This window comes from Streptomyces sp. NPDC002232 (genome assembly GCF_042890295.1).
In the GTDB taxonomy this organism is placed as follows: Bacteria; Actinomycetota; Actinomycetes; order Streptomycetales; family Streptomycetaceae; genus Streptomyces.
Window position 1 is genome coordinate 354,276 of the sequence record NZ_JBIARV010000004.1, and the last position, 18,122, is coordinate 372,397.

Below are 18,122 nucleotides of genomic sequence, written 5' to 3' on the forward strand. Positions count from 1 at the left end.
GGGGTCGAACGGCCGCCCTGGATCTCGCCCGGCCGATCCTCCCGGGGAGCCGGGACGACGCACGGCCCCCGAAGGCCGATGCCTTCGGGGGCCGTTCGCCTGGAGTGCCGTCTACCGCGCCGTGGAGCCGAAGGCCACGCCGTTGGCCGGGAGGCCGGCGGAACCGGGCTTGTACGTGGTGGTGGCGGCGACCGCGCCGCCCCCCGTCACGTTGGACATCGGCAGGGCGTAGAGCACGCCCGTGGCCAGGGGTCCGGAGGGCATGCCCACGTACAGCCGGGTGGCCGTGAAGTGTATGCTCCGGCCCAGGTACTGGTTGGCGCCGGGGGACCCGGGGATGCCGTCGCCGTCGCCGGCCTCGATCCAGCGGTCGTTCGGACCGGCCGATCCGGCCAGCGAGAACGTGTGGACCGCGCCGGCGTTCGCCACGGTGCCGATGTCCTCACCGGGCGTTCCCACGGCGAGCCGCATGGACGCGACGGTGCTCACCGCACCGGGGGCGGTGTTGACGGCCGTGAGGTACTCGCCCATCCGGTCACCGGTCTCCGAGGTGCCGGACACGTCGTCCTCGGCGGTGCCCTGCTTGAGCTCGCGCAGGTAGCTCCAGGTGCCGTCGGCCTTGATGCGGATCTGCACCACGCGGCCCGCGTTGGCGCGGTCCTCGGTGCCGACCGTCACGCTCTCACCGGGTGAGCCGATCGCCAGGATCGACTCCGTGGCGGCGGGGGCCCCGGCCGCCCGGAACGGCGCCATGGCCACCGCGTATCCGAACTGGTCGCCCGCCTCGGAACCGCCGGAGATGGCCGGGTTGTCCTGGTCGAGTCCGGCGAGCGGCAGCGGGTGGCCGGTGGAGTCGAAGCGGTTGGCGTCGAAGATCACGACGCCGCCGGCCTTCGCCGTGGTCCCCAGGGCCTCGTTGGGGGAGCCGATCGCGATGTAGTTCTGGTCGGCGGCCACGGACCAGCCGAAGAGGTCGCCCGTCTCGGGATCACCGGGGACCCCGGCCGTTGCCTGGCTGATCGCCAGGCTGGTCGTGCCGTACACGTAGAACGAGGAACCCGCCTGCGCGACGCTGCCGAGGGCCTCGCCGGGCACGCCGATGACCAGGTACGGCCGGCCGGCGTCGTTCACCGCGGCCGCGATCCGGTGCCCCATGCGGTCGCCGGCCTCGGACGCCGAGCCCGCGATCGCACCCGTGCCGGTGCCCTGTTCGAGGTGTGTGGCCTTCAGCGTGCCCGCGCCCAGACCGCCGGCGGCGCCGTACAGGATGTCGACGAAGCCCGCGTCGGTGGCGGTGCCGACGGTCTCGCTCGGGGTCCCGGCGACGAGGTCGGTGAAGCCGTCCTTGTTCCAGTCGATGGTGGCGAGGGTCTCGCCGAAGTAGTCGTCCGCCTCGGAGCCGCCGGGCACCCAGTCCAGGTCCTGGCTGATCTCCGCCGTGCCCTTGCCGCCGCCGTACACGATGCGGATCAGGCCGGCCTTCGCGTCCGTGCCGACGCTGGCCTGGGGGTCGGAGATCGCGATGTCCTCCGCGCCGTCACCGTTGAAGTCGGTCAGCCCGGCCGGCTTGGGGACGTTGCCCCCGCCGCCGACGGCGGCTCCGAGATCGATCCGGGGAGTGGTGGCGCCGGTGTACGTGATGGCGCGTCCGCTGCTCTTCAGCAGGGCGGTCAGCTCGGCGACGCTCTTGGTGGGGAAGGCCTGCTTGAGCACGGCGTACGAGCCCGCCACGTGCGGCGCGGCCATGGAGGTGCCGTTCTTGGAGGCGTAGGTGCCGCCGGGCACCGAGGAGACGATGCTCGTGCCGGGGGCGAACAGGTCCAGCAGCGGGCCCCGGTTGGTGAAGGCGGACAGCTCGTCGTCGTCGGTGGTCGAACCGACCGTGACGGCGGAGGAGATGCAGCCGGGCATGCTCACCGCGTCGGTGTGCCCGTTGTTCCCGGCGGCGATCACGGTGGCGACGCCCGCGCTCAGCAGGCTGTCCACGACCGGCTTGCGCAGATCGGTGTCGCAGGCGGTGGTGTAACGGCCGTTGCCGAGGCTGAGGTTGGCCGCGACGATCGGCGTACCGGCCTGCTTGAGCTTCAGCACGTGTTCGAGGCCCTTGAGCTGGGCGCTCTGGTAGCTGCCCACGCAGGGGGCGACGCCGCCGCAGAACTCCTCGGTGGTGAACTCGCTGAAGACCTGGATGGCGACGATGCCGGCGGCCGGCGCCACACCGCGCTTCGGAGCGCCCGTGATCCCGGCGCCGTTGCCGGCGGCGATCCCGGCCACGTGCGTGCCGTGGTCGCAGTCGGCCAGGGTCGCGCAGGGTCCGGCCGCCGTGTCGGCGGAACCGGTGCCCTCCTGCGTGTCGGCGCCGTTCGGGCAGAGGCTGACGACGCCGCTCTCGGCGTCGCTCGGCGAGAAGCAGGCCTCGGCCACGACGCGGTTCCTCAGGAACGGGTGGGCGGTCTCGACGCCGGTGTCCAGGACGGCGATCGCCTGCCCGGTGCCGTTCTTGCCCGCCGCGAGGGCGGCGTCACCGCCGATCAGCGGGATGCTCTCGTCCAGGGTCGGCCGCTCCACCTTGTCCTCGGTGACGCTCACCACGCCCGGCTGCGCGGCGAGCCGGTCGAGGCCGCTCCGGTCCACCTTGAGGGTGACGACCGGTACCGTCCGGAACTCCTGCTTCTTCTCGCCGGCTGCCGCCGCGGCGGCGACGTCCCCGAGCGTCTGCGTGACGACGTTGACGCGGACCTTGCCGCCGCCCGCGGTCCGGTCGTAGAGCGGCGGGTCGACCGGGTCGGACGCGGCCGCCGCCGGGGTGCTGGTCGGGGTGCTCGTCGGGGTGAGGGCGTGCGCCGGTATCGCGGCGCCGAGGGTCACGGCCGTCACCGCGGTGACGAGCGTCGCCCGGATCGTTCTCTTCATAGTGCCTCGGTGAGCAGGGGGCGCGTCATGGCCAGGCCCGTGGGAAGCAGGCACGGCGCAGCCCGGGGAGATAAGGGGCGATGTGCTGGAGGTCCTCGTGGAGCGGGCCGGGCGGCGACAGTCGGTGTCCGCCACCCGGCCCCTTCACGCCCGAGGGGCGTGCTGCGTGCCGTCGTGCGTCAGAAGGTGCGCCGACCCGTCATCAGGTCTTGTTGGCACCGTTCTTCGGGTGCCCCTTCCAGGCCACGGCCTTGAGGTACACGTAGGCGTAGGAGTTGCACTTCCAGCGGACCAGGATGTTGTACGCCTTGCAGCTGTGCGTCTTCATCGTGCTGTAGAAGGCGTTGTCGACGTTCGACTTCTTGCTGCGGTCCAGGTAGTACCGGTAGCCCTTGTACGTGTTGCCGATCAGGCCGTACCCGTAGTCGTGGGTGTCGCACGCGGCCCGGAAGTTGAAGCCGCCCGGGCGGCTGACGTTCGGGCCGGGGGTGCTGCACCCGTCGTAGAGGATGCCCGCCACGCGGAAGCCGGTGGGCGTGTACCGGAAGTACGGCCAGTGCCAGCCGTAGTGCGCGGCCCAGGCGACGCAGCCCCGGTTGAGGTACCACATCCACTCGGTGGCGCGGTTGCAGTAGCGCGGGTAGGCCTGCGGGTCGTTGATCTCACCCGTCGTGAAGTCCCCGGCCGGGGGAGCGGTCGCGGTTCCGTCGCCGGCCGGGCCCCGCAGGGGGTCGGTCGAGGACGGCAGGTCGGTGCCGACGGGGGCGGCGTTCGGTTCGGCCGAGGCGGCCGGGAACGACAGGTCCCACGCGCCGTTCGTCGGCGAGGCGACGTCGGAGACGCGGCCCGTGGAGTCGTAGGCGTACGAGGAGACCGGGTCGGTGCCCTCGGTGGGGTTGGTGACGTTGCGGAGCAGGCCCGAGGCGTCGTAGGAGTAGCGCGCCAGCGTCTGCGTGGTGGCGCCCGACGTCAGGGTGATCTCCTTGGCCCGGCCCGTGTACTCACCGAGCGCCGAGCCGGTGGCCGTCGTGGCGGTCGAGTACTTGACCGTCACCGAATGCGCCGGAGCGTCGGCGGTGGCGGGCTCGCTGACCGTGCCGACCCGGCCCTTGGTGTCGTAGGAGACCGTGGCGGTGGCGCCGTCGGCCAGGTTGCCCACGCTGGTCACGCGCCACTTGTCGGCGCCCGGAGCGACCTGCTTCCAGTTGTAGGTCGCCGTGAGGTTGGCGATGCCGACGGGCGCGCCGGCGTCCTCGTCCCCGGTCACGTCCGTGTCCGGGGTGCCGGTGGCGGGGGCGAGCGTCTCGACCGCGGTGGTCACCAGCGCGCCGGTGGCCTCGTTGTAGGTGGTGGTCTCGGTGATCTTGTCGCCGGTGGTGGTCTCGTACTTCTTGACGCCACCGCCGCTCGGGTAGTCGACGCTGCTCTTGAGGGCGTACGAGACGGAGACCTTCGCGTCGAGGTCGGTGACCACGACGGAGCCGCCCTTCTGCTCCAGCTTGCGGTTGAGCTGGCCCCCCAGGAAGCCGGATTCCCAGCCGGGGCCGAAGACCCCCTGGTCCGGACGGGTCGCAGGCGCCGACTCCGGTCTCGCGACGCCGTCGGCGCCCGTGGTCACCGTATGAGTGCGGCCCATGAGGCCTTCGGCCACATCGGTCTCGTACAGCTCGAAGGACTTCTCCGCGGTGGAGTACTGGCCGGGACCGACCTGCTGGATCTCTCCGTCGGCCAGCGGCGGATCGACGGTGGCGGACGCGGCCTGCGGCTGCTGGATGACGGCGGCTCCGGCGGCCTGCTGCGGAATCAGCAGGGCCATGGAGAGTGCGGCCATGACAGGCAGAGCTGACTTGCGCACGAGTTCCCCCCTCGTGTCGTAGGTGAGGTGCTTGATCGCTGCGGACCGTAGACCGGTGTCGATCACGGCCACAAGTGGCTTGAAAGCGGCTGTAGTTGCTTCCGCCTCCTTGCAGCAGTGAAGATTTCAGACCGCGGCACCCGCCACATGAGTACGCGTACTCATGTGGCGGGTCCGGGCCGGCCCAAGACTGAGCCCATGAACCCAACCCGAGTCCGTATCAGAGCAGTTGACACCATTTGGAGTCGTGGTGGCCGCTCCCTCGCGGTGACGGCCCTCGCCGCTCTGGCCCTGGCCGCCTGCGGCTCCGGGCAGCCGGATCCCCCGCGTGGGCGGGCCGAGTCCGTCGACGCCGCCCCGGCCGGGAAGGACGCGTCCTTCGTCGGCATGCTGGACGAGGTGGCGCGGGAGTGCCCCCCGCCGGGTACGAAGAGGAAGCCGCAGGCCACCCCGGAGGGCGAGCCGCCGACCGCTCCGGTCGAACCGCCGCCCGGCGCCGCGGGGGAGACCCCGCCGGGCGGCGCGGTCGAGCCGGTCGCCCCCTCGGCGGGCCCGGAGGTCGAGCTGGACGCCCGCGACTGGTGCGCGGGGGTGCAGCACGAACAGCGTGTGGCCGAGGCGCTGCTGCCGCTGGAGAAGCCCGATCCCGCCCAGGTCAGGAAGGTCCTGAACGGCCTCGGCTACGTCGACGAGCGCATCCATGACCTGAGGGGGTCCGGAGCGGTGACGACCTTCGTCATCGACCTCCGGGACAAGGGGGGACGCCTGTGCCTGGACGGCCGGGCCCAGGGCGAGCTGACGGAGGTCGAGGCCTGTGTCGCACCCAAGGACGGCAGATTCTTTTCCGCAAATCTCGCCCCTTGATCCGGAGTGAAATGTGATCTGGGTCACATGGGATGGCTCATGCTTGGTGACAGCACGCAAGCAGTGCGTTACCCGGTAATGGCGGATAGTGTCCTAAATCGGTGCTGTGGCGGCGAGTTGGGGGACGGCGGGTCATTGAGGGTGGTTGTCCGGCGGAGCCGTGATCCTGATTGCGGCAGCAATCCGACGTCTCCAGGGCGCCTGGGTTCCGTGTCCGTCCGGGATGCCTCCGCCGCGGCGCTCCGCCGGACGGGTACTTCGGCGGCGCGGTCGCACGCTGGGCGGGCCGTTGTTCCGGCGGCTCGGTAGCGTCGTGACCGGGTGCCTCGCACGGGGGCGCCCACCGACGCCCCCGCGAGGGGGCTGTCGACGATGGCCCGAGGCGAGGAGAGCGGCGATGTCCCGACCCGTCACCGTGGGAGTGGACGGCTCTGAAGGCAGCGTGGCGGCGGTGGACTGGGCCGCCGACGAGGCGGCGGTGCGCGGCGACGGCCTGCGGCTGGTGTACGCCACCCGATGGGCGGAGCATCAGCTGGGTGCGATGAAGGTGTCGCACGACGACCGCGCCGACGCGGCGGAGGGCGTGCTGGCCGAGACCGAGCGGCGCGTCGGATCCCGGCAGCCGGACGTCGCCCTGACCGCCGACGAGGTCGAGGACGCCCCGGTGAGCGTCCTGCTCGCCGCCGCGGCCCGGGCGGAACTGCTCGTCGTGGGCTCGCACGGACTGGGCAGCGTCCGCGGCTTCGTCGTCGGCTCGGTCGGGCAGGAGGTCATCTCGGAAGCCCAGCGGCCGGTGGTCCTCGTCCGCCCCGGATACGAGAAGGACGCTTCCCGTGCGTCGGGGAGCGGCACCGCCCGGAAGGTGGTGCTCGGCCTGGACGTGAACGAGGCCAAGGACGAGCTCCTGGACTTCGCGTTCGACTTCGCCGGACGTCACGGCGTCCCGCTGGAGATCGTGCACACCTGGCACGACTCCTTCGTCCACCACGCCGACGCGGCCGCCAGAGACGAGAGGGCGGCGGCCCTGGCCGGGGCCGTCCGGCCCTTCCGGGACAGGTACCCGGCGACCGAGGTGGCGGAGGTGTCCGCGCCGGGACGGGCGGCCGAGCACCTCATCGAGGCGTCCTCGGACGCGCGCCTGGTGATCGTCGGCCGGCGGAGGGCCGCCCGGGGCTCGCACCTCGGGTCGGTCACCCACGCCGTCATCCACCACGCCTCCTGCCCCGTCGCGGTCGTACCGCACACCTGACGGACCCGGGCGTCCGTCGCGAGGTGGCGGACGCCCGGGCCCGTCATGCGCGCGATGCTCTTTTCGGATGAACGTCGGAGATCGTCCGTCACGCCCGAGAAGCGCGGATTGTCACACGAGTATGACCACAGCGCATCAGATCCTCCCCCGTCAGATCGGCCACGCGGCACCCCGGATGCCCAAGCGGCGCCCCGGAGACCTGCCCGAGCCGGGCGAGCGGCGTCGTCTGCGGGAGCGGTGGGGCCTGTCGACCCGTCAGGTGGCCCTCGCCTTCGGCGTGACCCCCGCGACCGTGCGGTCCTGGGAGTCCGGCCGGTCCACGCCCCGCGGCCGTCGCAAGGAGGCCTACGGCCGGTTCCTGGCGGGCCTGGCCCAGCCCGGCGTCACCGCCCGGGCCGACGCCCCCGCGCGGGGCGGAGGCCGTGACGGACGTCCGGCGGCGGGAGACCGGAGTCCGTCGACGACACGGACCGCACCGACCGGGGGAGCGGCTGATCCCGCTGCACGGACCGTCCCCGCCCGATCGCCGCGCGCCGTTCCGGATTCTGCTCCCGCGCGTTCGGCCGCTCCCCGTCCGCTGCGGGTGGTCCACGTCGCCGGGCGCGGGTCCGACCCGGTCACCCCCGAGCGGATCCGCCGCCTCCGGCTGTTCGCGGTCGCGGCGTGCGTGTGGTCCCTCGCCCTGTGGGTCGTTCTCACCTGCCCGCCGCCCCTGTAGCGGTGCCGCTCAGACGATGCCGGTGACGGTGACCCGCACCACCTCCGGTGCCGCGGCGGCGGCCCCCGCGGCCGCCGCCCGTACGGCCTGCGCGGTACGGGCGGCCTGACGTTCCGCCCGGACCACGATCCGGATGTGCATCGCCGTCACCCTCCCCTGGGAGTCCCGGGTGATGCGTACCGCCGAGTCCGGCTCCGAGGCACCCGAGGCCGGGCGCACCCCGGGAGCGTGCAGCAGCGCGCGCAGCCCCGGCCGCAGACACGCCACACCGGGAACGGCGAGGACGGCGTCTGCGACCGTGCGATCGAGGGCCTGCGCCCGTCCGTTGCTCATGCTGAGGCCTTCCGAGGCTGGTCCGGGGGTTCGTGGAGATCGGTGACGGTGACGTCGACCGCGGACACGGCCAGACCGAGCCGCTCGCGGGCGGCCTGCGCGACGCGGTCGCGCACCGCCTCCGAGACGGTCATCAGATCGAGCCCGTACGCGACGGTGACGGCGACGCGGACGGCCACCGGCCCGCGTGCCGGATCGGTACGGCTGCCGGGAGGAGTGATCCGGCAGCTTCCGGCGCGGACCCCGGGCACCTCCTCCGCGGCGGCGCGCAGCGCCCGGGCCGCGACGGACTCGTAGATCCAGGTGTCCTCCTCCACCTCACCGAGCGGCAGGTCCCGGCCGGGACGCAGCTCCAGCCGGACCACGTCCATCACACGGCGGACCAGAGCGGCCGTGTCGATCTCGGCGGCGGGCGGGGAGGTCGCGGGGAGCGCGGCGGCACGGAGCCGCTCCAGGTCCTCCACGGCCCCCCGGCAGTACGGGCAGTCGGCGGTGTGCGGGTCGGCGTCCGGCCGGCCGGCCGTCTCCCACACCGAGGCCAGGTCCCTCCCGCAGGCCAGGAGTTCGAGGTCGTCGTCCTCGGCGACGGGGTCGTGAGGAGTGTTCATCGCCATGCGGCCATCGCCTCCGTCAGCATGCGCCGGGCCCGGAACACGCGTGCCCGTACCGCCTCGGGGCTGATCCCCACGGTCCGGGCGATCGTGTCGTAGGGCTGCGCCTCGATCTCCCTCAGGACCCAGCACACCCGCTGCTCCGCGGACAGCGCCCGCATCGCCTGGGCGAGGTCGCGCACCGCCGCCTGCGACTCGGCGGCCCGGGCGGGCGAGGACTGGTGGTCCGGTGCGGCCGGCTCGGCGACCGCGTCGAGGTCGGCGGCGGGTCTGCGGGCGCGCAGCAGGTTCAGGCACCGGTTGGTCACGATGCGGTGCAGCCAGGTGCCGAACATCGCCTCGCCCCGGTACTCGGGGAGACTGCGCCACGCGCTGACGAACGCGTCCTGGACCGCGTCCTCGGCCTCGGCGCGGTTGCCCAGGAGGCGCGTGGCGAGCTGGATCATCGGCATGGAATGTCGGTGTACGAGCACCTCGAACGCCTCCTCGTCCCCTTCGGCAGCTCTGACGGCCAGCAGTCGGACGTCGGCCTCGGGCACGTCCTCGCCCCCATGGTCGTCCGGGCCTCGACGCGCGCTCAATACGGGCTCCTTCCAGCCTCCGGTTCTTTGACACCGCGTACCCCGTTTTCGTTACGCCGAGGGAATCCGCACCTTCGTTCCCGCACGGAGTTCGGCGGTGAACTGCGCCCCCGCGAGCAGCGAGACGTTCGACAGCCAGAGCCAGACGAGGAAGGCGACGAAGCCGCCCAGCGAACCGTAGAGACGGCTGTAGGCACCGAGGACCGAGGTGTACAGGGCGAAGCCGGCCGACACCGTCAGCCACAGCACGGCGGCCAGGGTGCCGCCGGACAGGCTGTGGCGCCGGAGACGGGCGGAGGGAGGGCCGGTGCGGAAGACGACCAGGACCAGGACCGCGACGAGGAGGAGCAGCAGCGGCCACCGGGCCAGCGACCACACGAAGGACACGCTGTCGTCGAGGTGGAGCAGCCCGCCGACGCTCTTGGCCACGGGACCGCTGAGGATCAGGACGAGTGATCCGACGACCAGCAGGACGAGCAGGACCAGGGCCGTGATGACGATGCGGTGGGCCTTGCGCCAGGTGGAGCGGCGGTCCGGGACGCGGTGCATGGCGTGCAGGGCCCGGCGGAAGACGGCCAGGTAGCTGCATGAGGACCACAGGGCACTCGCGGCGCCCGCCGCGAGCAGCGTCCAGGTCGCGGAGTGCTGGTCCGGCGCCCGGCCGAGGAGCTCGTGCAGCTCGGCGCCGGAGTCGCCCGGGGCGTAGCGCGTCACGTGGGCGGTGAACTGCTCGGCGGTGTCCGGGCTGACGAGGGCGAAGGCCAGCACGGTGACGAGCAGGGTCGGGAGGATCGCCAGGATCGCGTAGTAGGTCAGGGCGGCGGCGGCATCGGTGACGTCGTCCTTCCACAGGGTCGCGGGGGTGCGGCGCAGCGCACCCCACCAGGCGTGGGAGGTGGAGGGGGCGGCGGCCCGGTGCTCGTGTGCGGACGGTCGGGTGTCAGCGGACATGCGGCGCCCGCCGGGAGAGGGAGCTGATGCGCACGCGGGCGCCGATCTCGTACGGGGCTGCCGCCCGAGCGGCCTCGGCCGTGACCGCCAGCAGCTCCGGGACGACCCGGTCCGGACCGGCTCCCGGCTCCAGCCACACCCGGAGCCGCAGCTCCAGACGGCTTCCGCGCAGGCGCGCGCGCAGCCGGCAGCGGCCGATGCCGGCGACGGCCAGCGCACGCCGGGAGAGGGCCGTCTCCAGGGCCCGCCGGCTGAGGGCGGCGCCTCCCGCCTGGGGCAGGGGGACGCGCGATCCCCGGCGGACGACGATCTGGCCGTACGCCCACCGGGCGAGGAGAAGCGTGACGAGCGTGCCGGCCGCGACGACGGCGGGCGTCCACCAGCCGTGCTCGCGCAGCTCGGCCGTCGTCCCCGGCCCGAGGAAGGTGGACCCGGGGGCGGGCCACGCCGACGGGAACCGCCGGGCGAGGTCCGTGTCCGCGCCGGCCAGCCACGCTCCGCCCAGCAGGAGGAGCAGCCCGAGGGCGGCGAGGACGGAGCGGTTGACGACGGTACGGGGCTCTCTCATGCGGTCGCACCCTCCTGCTCGCCCGCGGCGGAACGGGACGGGGGCCCGCCGGTCGCGGAGGCGGACTCGGGCCCGCTGGTCGCGGAGGCGGACTCGGGCCCGCTCGTCGCGGAACCGCCGGACTCGGGCCCGCTGGTCGCCGGAGCGGGCGTCGGGTCGCCGGTGGCCGGACCGGACTCGGGCCCGCCCGCCGTACCGGCCGGAAGCCCGCTCGTCGCCGTACCGGCCGGAAGCCCGCTCGTCGCCGGACCCGGGACGAACGCCTTCGTCCCGGACTCGGTCGGGGACAGGGGCGGCCGCCACGTGGGATCCGGGACCACGACCACCCTGCACCGCGGCGGGCGGCGCAGAAGGCAGCGCTCGACCGCCCCCTCGGCCGCGGCGACGGCCTGCCCCAGGGCGTCGCCGCGCTCCCCGAAGGCCAGCCGGGCACGGACGAGGACGCGGCGGCGCCCCAGTCGGACCCGCACCCCGGTGAGGCCGTTCACCTCGTCGACCGCGTCCTGCACCAGCGCGGCCACCGCCTTCCGGTCCACCGCACCGCGGACACCGGACGCGGCGGTGCCGAGGGCCAGTTGCCGCCGCCGTCCCGGGGTCAGGGCGAGGACCAGCAGCCACACCCCCAGGGCGACGGCGACCAGGGAACCGGCGGTGACGGCCGGATCACCGGGGCCGTGCCCGGACAGCCAGTCGACGGCGCGCAGGCGCCACGCGGCCGGGTGGTGGTGCAGCACCCACACCTGGAGGACGTCGGCGGTCACGGTCGCCGCGACCGCCGTCCCCACGAGCAGGAGCACGGCCGTCGGGACACGGCGGGCCGACCACCAGTACCGCGGACCGGGACGCACCGCCCCGGGCGGGGGAGCCGGGGCCGGTGCGGGGGCGGAGGTCGCGAGCCGGCTCACCGTCAGCCGGGGTGGGGGGACGTCCAGCCCGGTCAGCTCCCGGGTGCGGTCCGCGACGTGCTCCCGCACCTGACGGGCGGTCTCCGAGAGCGGCGCCGGATAGGGCAGTGCCACGCGCAGGGTCACCCCCGCCCTCCGGCCGCGGACCCTCGCCGAACCGCGGGCCGCGCCCGCCAGCGAGGGAGGCAGGACCTCCCCGGCCGCCCGCTGCGCGATCTTGCGGACGGCCCGGTCCGTGATCGTGGTCGTTCCCCGCTCGGCCGCCTCGGTCATCGCCTGCCCCGATCGAGCACGTCCCGCAGCTCGTGCAGCCGTCCGCCGCCGTCGAGCCAGGCTCCGGCCCCGTATCCGGCCGCGCCGAGGACGGCTACCAGGACGAAGGCGGTGAAGCCGCCGAAGTATCCGGCGAACGCCAGGGCCATTCCGGCGATCATTCCGATGAACGCCCTACTCATGTTCTCCGCCTCTCTGCCGCGCGCCGCCCCGGGGGCGGGCGCGTTCCCTCAACGCCTGACCGCGGGCTCCGTCACGCGACGCGGGAGTCGGCGGTCTCCTCCGGGTCGTCGTCCTCGGGCAGGCGCACGTCGATGACGGAGATGTTGACCTCGACGACCTCCAGGCCGGTGATCCGCTCCACGGCCGAGATGACGTTCTCCCGCACGGCGGCGGCGACCTCGGTGATGGCGACCCCGTACTCGACGACCAGGTCCAGGTCGACGGCCGTCTGACGCTCGCCGACCTCCACCTTCACGCCCCGGCCGACGTTCGGGCGCCCGCCCGGGACGCGGTCGCGGACCGCGCCGATGGTGCGGGAGAGGCCACCGCCCATGTCGTACACGCCCGGGATCTCACGCGCGGCGATGCCGGCGACCTTCACGACGACGATGTCGGCGATGGACGTCTTCCCCCGGGTGGCGGCGGGCTCGTCCGCCCCGGTCGCGCCGAGGAACACCTCGGTCGTGCCCGCCGCCGACTTGTCCGTCCGCTGGGCGGCGAGCGGCTTCGACACGGGGACCTGCTGCTGGACGGTCATGTGTACGTCCCTTTCTCGGGGGGTGTGCGGCACTTCCACTCCCTTGGACACCGCCCGTCGACGGCTGTGACGCACGTGCCCCGAAAAACCTCGCCGATCCGTCAGGAGCGCGTCACGACAGCGGGCCGTCCCGTCAAGCTCGCGTCAGCGAGGTGGCCGGAGACCCGCCCGGCGGGCATAGCTTCGATCCGGACGACGCCCGGCCGACCGGCCGGGCGCCACCACCGACACTTCTCCTTCTCCGAGGGGCCACCGCCATGACTGACCTCACACGTTCCGAGGACCCCGAGCCTTCCGAACGCGTCCCGGCCGGACCACTTCTCGTCCCCGTCCGGCCGGGACCCTCGGGATGCAGCGCCCGCCTCTTCCGTACGCCCCTGGGCGACCGCACGGCCGTCGGGTTCACCACCGAGGCCGGACTCGCCGCGACGCTGGGCCCCGGCCACGCCCGCGTCAGGCTCTCCGAGCCCGCTCTGCGGGCCCTCGTGGCGCCGCTGGGCGTCACCGTCCTCACCGTCGACCCGCAGCTCGCCGCGCCCGGGGTCTCGAAGCCCCCTCGCGAGGAGCCGGGTCCCGTGCGCGGGGCGCGTGCCGCCGCCGTCGCCCCGCGCGTCCACCTTCCGATCGGCTGAGGAGAGTCGTGTCCGTGTCCCTCACCGCCCCCCAGGTGCCGTCGCCCGTCTCGCACCGGGCCGACGGACTGTCCATCTGGCCGCGTTCCACCCGCCCCGGGAGCACCGGGGACCTCACCGTGGCCGGTGTGTCCCTCGCCGAGACCGCCGGCCGGTTCGGCACCCCCGTCTACGTACTGGACGAGGACGAGGTCCGCGAACGCTGCCGCACCTACCGCTCCGCGTTCCCCGAGGCCGACGTCGTCTACGCGGCGAAGGCCTTCCTGTGCCGCACCATGGCCCACTGGGTGCGGGAGGAGGGCCTGGGCCTGGACGTGTGCTCGGCGGGCGAACTGATGCTCGCGGTCACCACCGGCTTCCCGCCGGGGAAGATCGTCCTGCACGGCAACGCCAAGAGCCCCGAGGACCTCGACGCCGCCGTGCGGCTGGGCGTGGGGCGGATCGTCCTCGACAGCGCCTCGGAGATCGCGCGCCTCGCCGCCATCGTGCCGCACGGCTCGCGTCAGCGGGTCATGCTCCGCGTCGTGCCCGGTGTCGCGGCGGGTGGCCATGCCAAGGTGCGGACCGGCACCGACGACCAGAAGTTCGGGCTGTCCGTCACGGACGGCTCCGCGCGGCACGCGGTCGCCCGGGTGCTCGGCCAGCCCCGGCTGGAACTCGTCGGACTGCACTGCCACATCGGCTCGCAGATCACCACCGCCAAGCCGTACGTCGCCGCCGTCCGCCGCATGGTCGGCCTCATGGCACGGATCAGGGAACAGCACGGCGTCGAGCTGCCCCAGCTGAACATCGGGGGTGGTCACGGCATCGCCTACCGGCCCGGTGAGGAGAGCCTCGACGTGCGGCGGCTCGCCACGCGGGTGCGGGCCGAACTGCGGGACGGCTGCGCCGAGCTGAAGCTGACCGTGCCCCGCCTGACGATCGAGCCCGGCCGCGCGGTCGTCGGACCCGCGGGCGTCTGCGTCTACCGTGTCCTCGCCGTCAAGCGCACCGGACCGCACACCTTCGTCGCCGTCGACGGAGGCATGAGCGACAACCCCAGGCCGGCGCTCTACGGCGTCCGCTACGCGCCCCGCCTGATCGGCCGGCACTCCACGGCCGCGCCGCACCTCGTCACGGTCGTCGGCCGCCACTGCGAGGCCGGAGACGTCCTGGCCGAGAAGGTCCCGCTGCCCGAGGACGTCCGTCCCGGGGACCTGCTGGCCGTCCCCGTGGCCGGTGCGTACCACCTGTCCATGGCCTCCGGCTACAACCTGGTCGGCCGCCCGCCCGTCGTCGCGGTGAAGGACGGCACCGCGCGCACCCTCGTACGCCGCGAATCGCTCGACGACATGAACCGCCGCGACATCGGGCTCTAGACACGCGCCGCGGAACGCGTCCGGGCGAACCGTTTCAGATCGCTCCGGCCGGGCAGCCGCCGGGCGCACGGGGGAACAGACCCGAGGGAGCGAGGCCGATGTCGACAGGAACGATTCTCGCCATCGTGATAGCCGCCGTGGTGGTGCTCGCGCTGATCGCGCTCGCCATCGCGCTGGACCGGCGGCGTCGCCGGCGGTTGCGCGAGCGGTTCGGGCCCGAGTACGACCGCACGGTCGACGACGCGGGAAGCAAGAGGGCGGCCGAGCACGACCTCGACGCCCGTGAGAAGCGCCACGAGACCCTGGACATCAAGCCGCTGTCGAGCGGGGCGCAGGAGCGCTACGCCGAGCGGTGGCGCGCGGTGCAGGAGGCGTTCGTGGACCGGCCCGAGGGCGCGGTGCACGACGCGGACGGCCTCGTGACCTCCCTCATGCGCGAGCGGGGCTATCCGACGGAGGGGTTCGAGCAGCAGACGCGGGACCTCTCGGTCGAACACGGCCAGACGCTGGAGCACTACCGGGCGGCGCACGAGATCCACGCGCTCAGCTCCTCGCGGCAGGCCACCACCGAACAGTTGAGAGGAGCGATGGTGCACTACCGGGCCCTCTTCGACGAACTTCTCTCCGACGGCGACGCTCCCCGTCGCGGCCGGACCTGACGAGGAGGCACAGGACATGCGCGAGCACGACATACGAGGGCGGTCCGGCGACGGTTCGGACCCGGCTCCGCCGCCCGTGTACCCGGGCGAGAGCACCGGCATCGGCAGTGCGCGGGACGACGACCGGAGCGGCCTGGGCGACCGGGACGACCGGGGTGAGCGGGACCGGTCCGACGAGGTGAGGGACCCCGGCACGGTCCCGGGCCCCGACACGGACACCGACCCCGACTCCGGCCAGGGTTACGGCGCGGGCGCGGACTCCGCGGTGGCCACGGACACCGGTACGGAGCGCGACGGCGGAACCGGAACCGGCGAGCGTACGACCGGCGAACGTTCCGCATTCGGCGACCGCTCCGGCACCACCACCGGCGACCGCCCCGCCACCGGGGACCCCGTCGGCGCCCCGTCGGAGGAGTCCCGTGGGCGCGAGCACGAACCGGACACCCCGGGCGGTCCGGGCGGGGACGCCACCCGAGGCGGGGCCGCTCACGAGGAGAACGCCCCCGCGCGGCTGCTCGACCCCATGGACGAGGAGGCCTTCCGCAACCGCTGGCACGACATCCAGAGCCGGTTCGTCGACGATCCCCGCGAGGCCGTGCACGACGCCGACGGGCTCGTCACCGACGTGATCCGGCAGCTCGCCGCCACCTTCGGGGACCGGAAGAAGGACCTGGAGGGACAGTGGAGCGAGGGCGAGGACGTCGACACGGAGAGCCTGCGCAAGGCGCTCCGGCAGTACCGCTCGTTCTTCCACCGGCTCCTCAGCACCTGAGGGACGGACACGAGGAGGCGCGCAAGGGAACCGGGTGACCACTCATGTGCCGCTGGCTCGTGTACGCCGGTACGCCGGTGCTGCTGGACACCATCCTGTACCAGCCGACCCATTCGCTGATCGAGCAGAGCCGGAACGCCAAGCTCGGCGTGGAGACCACCAACGGCGACGGCTTCGGCATCGGCTGGTACACGGACGAGAGCGACACCCCGGCGCTCCTCCGGGACGTCGGACCGGCCTGGAACAACCGCAATCTCCGGGAGCTCGCCGACCACATCCGCTCGCCGCTGTTCTTCGCCCACATCCGGGCGTCCACCGGATCGGCGGTGCAGCAGTCCAACTGCCACCCCTTCCGGCACGGCCGCTGGATGTTCATGCACAACGGCGCCATAGACGGGTTTCCCCTGATACGCCGTGACCTCGCCCTGCTCGTCGACCCCGCGCTCTACGCCGACCTCGAGGGGACGACGGACTCCGAGGTGATGTTCTACCTGACCGTCACCCTGGGCCTTGAGCGGGACCCGCCCGGGGCGGTGGCCCGGATGGCGGGGGTCGTGGAGCGCGTCGGCCGGCGGCACGGGGTGGACTTCCCGCTCCAGATGACCGTCGCGCTCACGGACGGCGAACGCGTCTGGGCCTTCCGCTACTCCAGCGAGCACGCCTCGCGCTCGCTCTTCTACAGCAGCCGGGTGGACGACCTCCGCAGGCTGCATCCCGATGTGGCGTTCCTGCGGGACATCTCACCGGAGACGCGCCTGATCGTCTCCGAACCCCTCGACGACCTGCCGGGGGCGTGGAACGAGGTGCCGGAGAGCAGCTACCGGGTCATCGCCGCCGACGAGGAGTCGCTCCACCCCTTCGCTCCGGCGCCCGCCGGCGACGGGTGACCCGGTACGGGCCCCGCGCGACGAACCCCAGGGGCTCCGTCCCGGCCCCCCGGCCCTGCCCGGAGGCCGCCGCTTCTTAGGGGGAGACCCCCGGCAAAAAGGCCCGCCGCTACCCCCGGGGAAGCGGCGGGCCTCCGGCGCGAGGCCGTGGGCCGGGTGTCAGCGGTGACGGCGCAGCTTGCCCAGGAGACGCTGGGCCTGGGCGCGCTTGCGGGGGTCGGAGGCGATCCGGCGGACGGAGTCGGCCGCGCCACGGCCCTGGGGGCTGCGGGCCAGTCGCTTGATACGGGTCAGCAGTTCGGACATCGGTCTCTCCTCGGATCGGACGGACGAGATGGTCCCGCCGGACTCCCCCTCCGGGCGGCACGCCCAGAGGCGCGTACTGCCGGTCTTCGAGTCCTGACCCTCCGTATTGCCCGAAGTCGCCGTCTGACACCACCGGGATCGGCGGAGCCGCAGAACCGCCCTTCCTGTCCGGTCCGCCGGCTTCTGCACGGCCGCCAGGGCGGGGCGGCGGGTTTACGACGGGCGGGCGCGGCGAGACGGACGGCATGAAGGCTTCGGAAGGCAGCGGACAGAACTCGTTCACCTGGACCGGCCCCTACGCGGTCCCGGACCACCCCGGTCTGGCGCGGGCGCACGAGTCCGGCATGGCGGTGGAGACCTGCGACACCGCGGGCAGGGGCGAGGTGCACGTCCTTCCGACGCCGTACGCCCAGAGGGCCCTGGCCGCGTCGCGCGTCACCGAGCGGGTCCGCCGGGCCGCGGCGGGTGGAGCCGCGGTCGGTGCGGCGGCCGCCCTCCTCCTCGCGTACGCGCTGGGACGCCGGGCGGGGCGCCGGTCGGCCCGGCACGACCTCGGGCCGGTGGCGCTGCTCCTCGGACGCCGCCTCTGAAGGGCAGGGGCGCCGGATCCTCCGGCAGCGTCCGCAGACACCGGGGCCGCCGCCCTCCTGGGCCGGCGGCCCCTTCCCGTGCCCTGGCTGCCGAGAGCCCTGGCGTCCGAGAGCTCCTGCCGTGCCCTTCGTTTCCGAGGGCCGCTGCCGTCCCATGCCTCATGCTGCCGAGAGCCCAGGCCCCTGGCCGCCGTGAGGCCCCGCCTTCCCGTGCCCTTCGTTTCCGAGGGTCACCGCCTCTCCCCGCCCTCCCGCTTGCGGGCCGACGGCGGGTTCCGGCCTTATGACGTGGCACTGCCCTCCTGCTGGAGATCACGGAGCTGTAGTGTCGTCATGA

20 protein-coding genes are annotated in these 18,122 nt (G+C 73.6%); 9 read left to right on the forward strand and 11 right to left on the reverse strand.

What is annotated here, in order from left to right:
* Nucleotides 1–111 precede the first annotated feature (111 nt).
* Both ACFYXU_RS19600 and ACFYXU_RS19605 read right to left on the reverse strand, forming a co-directional pair.
* Entirely contained in the window at nucleotides 112–2,913 is a 2,802-nt protein-coding gene (locus tag ACFYXU_RS19600) for a S8 family serine peptidase (protein WP_389458864.1), read from the reverse strand.
* A gap of 202 nt (nucleotides 2,914–3,115) precedes the next feature.
* Nucleotides 3,116–4,768, reverse strand: a complete 1,653-nt coding sequence (locus ACFYXU_RS19605) for a phospholipase A2 (RefSeq protein WP_389458866.1) — start codon at nucleotides 4,766–4,768, stop codon at nucleotides 3,116–3,118.
* Between the two features lie 198 nt (nucleotides 4,769–4,966).
* Between ACFYXU_RS19605 and ACFYXU_RS19610 the strand changes: the two genes are divergently transcribed.
* The 3 genes from ACFYXU_RS19610 (at nucleotide 4,967) to ACFYXU_RS19620 (ending at nucleotide 7,599) form a co-directional block, all read left to right on the forward strand.
* Nucleotides 4,967–5,632: a hypothetical protein gene (locus ACFYXU_RS19610; RefSeq protein WP_389458868.1), complete on the forward strand. Its 666-nt coding sequence runs from the start codon at nucleotides 4,967–4,969 to the stop codon at nucleotides 5,630–5,632.
* Nucleotides 5,633–6,029: 397 nt separating this feature from the next.
* Entirely contained in the window at nucleotides 6,030–6,881 is an 852-nt protein-coding gene (locus ACFYXU_RS19615; RefSeq protein ID WP_389458870.1) for a universal stress protein, read from the forward strand.
* Nucleotides 6,882–7,002: 121 nt separating this feature from the next.
* A complete protein-coding gene (locus tag ACFYXU_RS19620; protein WP_389405959.1) occupies nucleotides 7,003–7,599 on the forward strand; it encodes a helix-turn-helix domain-containing protein in 597 nt (198 codons plus the stop codon).
* 9 nt (nucleotides 7,600–7,608) lie between these two features.
* On the opposite strand, the gene ACFYXU_RS19625 is transcribed toward ACFYXU_RS19620, so the two are convergent.
* The 8 genes from ACFYXU_RS19625 to ACFYXU_RS19660 form a co-directional block, all read right to left on the reverse strand.
* Entirely contained in the window at nucleotides 7,609–7,932 is a 324-nt protein-coding gene (locus ACFYXU_RS19625) for a hypothetical protein (protein WP_376512215.1), read from the reverse strand.
* Nucleotides 7,929–8,546 carry an Asp23/Gls24 family envelope stress response protein gene (locus ACFYXU_RS19630; RefSeq protein ID WP_361391492.1) on the reverse strand — a complete coding sequence of 206 codons (618 nt, stop codon included), beginning with the start codon at nucleotides 8,544–8,546 and terminating at the stop codon, nucleotides 7,929–7,931. The genes ACFYXU_RS19625 and ACFYXU_RS19630 overlap by 4 nt, the downstream gene beginning before the upstream one ends.
* Complete coding sequence (locus tag ACFYXU_RS19635; protein ID WP_376512217.1) at nucleotides 8,537–9,124, reverse strand: RNA polymerase sigma factor; 588 nt, start codon at nucleotides 9,122–9,124, stop codon at nucleotides 8,537–8,539. The genes ACFYXU_RS19630 and ACFYXU_RS19635 overlap by 10 nt, the downstream gene beginning before the upstream one ends.
* Before the next feature lie 51 nt (nucleotides 9,125–9,175).
* Nucleotides 9,176–10,075 carry a YihY/virulence factor BrkB family protein gene (locus ACFYXU_RS19640; RefSeq protein ID WP_376512219.1) on the reverse strand — a complete coding sequence of 300 codons (900 nt, stop codon included), beginning with the start codon at nucleotides 10,073–10,075 and terminating at the stop codon, nucleotides 9,176–9,178.
* Nucleotides 10,065–10,643, reverse strand: a complete 579-nt coding sequence (locus ACFYXU_RS19645) for a hypothetical protein (RefSeq protein WP_376512221.1) — start codon at nucleotides 10,641–10,643, stop codon at nucleotides 10,065–10,067. Before ACFYXU_RS19645 ends, ACFYXU_RS19640 begins: the two co-directional genes overlap by 11 nt.
* On the reverse strand, nucleotides 10,640–11,821 hold the full coding sequence (locus tag ACFYXU_RS19650; protein WP_389458872.1) for a DUF6286 domain-containing protein: 1,182 nt from the start codon (nucleotides 11,819–11,821) through the stop codon (nucleotides 10,640–10,642). Before ACFYXU_RS19650 ends, ACFYXU_RS19645 begins: the two co-directional genes overlap by 4 nt.
* Complete coding sequence (locus ACFYXU_RS19655; protein WP_376512224.1) at nucleotides 11,818–12,003, reverse strand: hypothetical protein; 186 nt, start codon at nucleotides 12,001–12,003, stop codon at nucleotides 11,818–11,820. The genes ACFYXU_RS19650 and ACFYXU_RS19655 overlap by 4 nt, the downstream gene beginning before the upstream one ends.
* Nucleotides 12,004–12,074: 71 nt before the next feature.
* Nucleotides 12,075–12,581 carry an Asp23/Gls24 family envelope stress response protein gene (locus ACFYXU_RS19660; protein WP_389458874.1) on the reverse strand — a complete coding sequence of 169 codons (507 nt, stop codon included), beginning with the start codon at nucleotides 12,579–12,581 and terminating at the stop codon, nucleotides 12,075–12,077.
* Nucleotides 12,582–12,838: 257 nt separating this feature from the next.
* On the opposite strand from ACFYXU_RS19660, the gene ACFYXU_RS19665 reads away from it, so the two are divergent.
* From ACFYXU_RS19665 to ACFYXU_RS19685, 5 genes are all read left to right on the forward strand, one after another.
* Nucleotides 12,839–13,213 carry an SAV_915 family protein gene (locus ACFYXU_RS19665; RefSeq protein ID WP_361391506.1) on the forward strand — a complete coding sequence of 125 codons (375 nt, stop codon included), beginning with the start codon at nucleotides 12,839–12,841 and terminating at the stop codon, nucleotides 13,211–13,213.
* Between the two features lie 14 nt (nucleotides 13,214–13,227).
* Entirely contained in the window at nucleotides 13,228–14,571 is a 1,344-nt protein-coding gene (gene lysA, locus ACFYXU_RS19670) for a diaminopimelate decarboxylase (RefSeq protein ID WP_389458876.1), read from the forward strand.
* A gap of 98 nt (nucleotides 14,572–14,669) precedes the next feature.
* Entirely contained in the window at nucleotides 14,670–15,230 is a 561-nt protein-coding gene (locus tag ACFYXU_RS19675) for a hypothetical protein (RefSeq protein ID WP_376512228.1), read from the forward strand.
* 16 nt (nucleotides 15,231–15,246) lie between these two features.
* On the forward strand, nucleotides 15,247–16,002 hold the full coding sequence (locus tag ACFYXU_RS19680) for a hypothetical protein (RefSeq protein ID WP_376512229.1): 756 nt from the start codon (nucleotides 15,247–15,249) through the stop codon (nucleotides 16,000–16,002).
* 44 nt (nucleotides 16,003–16,046) lie between these two features.
* Complete coding sequence (locus ACFYXU_RS19685; RefSeq protein ID WP_376512231.1) at nucleotides 16,047–16,889, forward strand: class II glutamine amidotransferase; 843 nt, start codon at nucleotides 16,047–16,049, stop codon at nucleotides 16,887–16,889.
* A gap of 159 nt (nucleotides 16,890–17,048) precedes the next feature.
* On the opposite strand, the gene ACFYXU_RS19690 is transcribed toward ACFYXU_RS19685, so the two are convergent.
* Nucleotides 17,049–17,195: a hypothetical protein gene (locus tag ACFYXU_RS19690; RefSeq protein ID WP_329858660.1), complete on the reverse strand. Its 147-nt coding sequence runs from the start codon at nucleotides 17,193–17,195 to the stop codon at nucleotides 17,049–17,051.
* 245 nt (nucleotides 17,196–17,440) lie between these two features.
* Here ACFYXU_RS19690 and ACFYXU_RS19695 point away from each other — a divergent pair, with 245 nt between their 5' ends.
* Nucleotides 17,441–17,785: a hypothetical protein gene (locus ACFYXU_RS19695; protein ID WP_389458879.1), complete on the forward strand. Its 345-nt coding sequence runs from the start codon at nucleotides 17,441–17,443 to the stop codon at nucleotides 17,783–17,785.
* The last annotated feature ends 337 nt before the right edge of the window (nucleotides 17,786–18,122 follow it).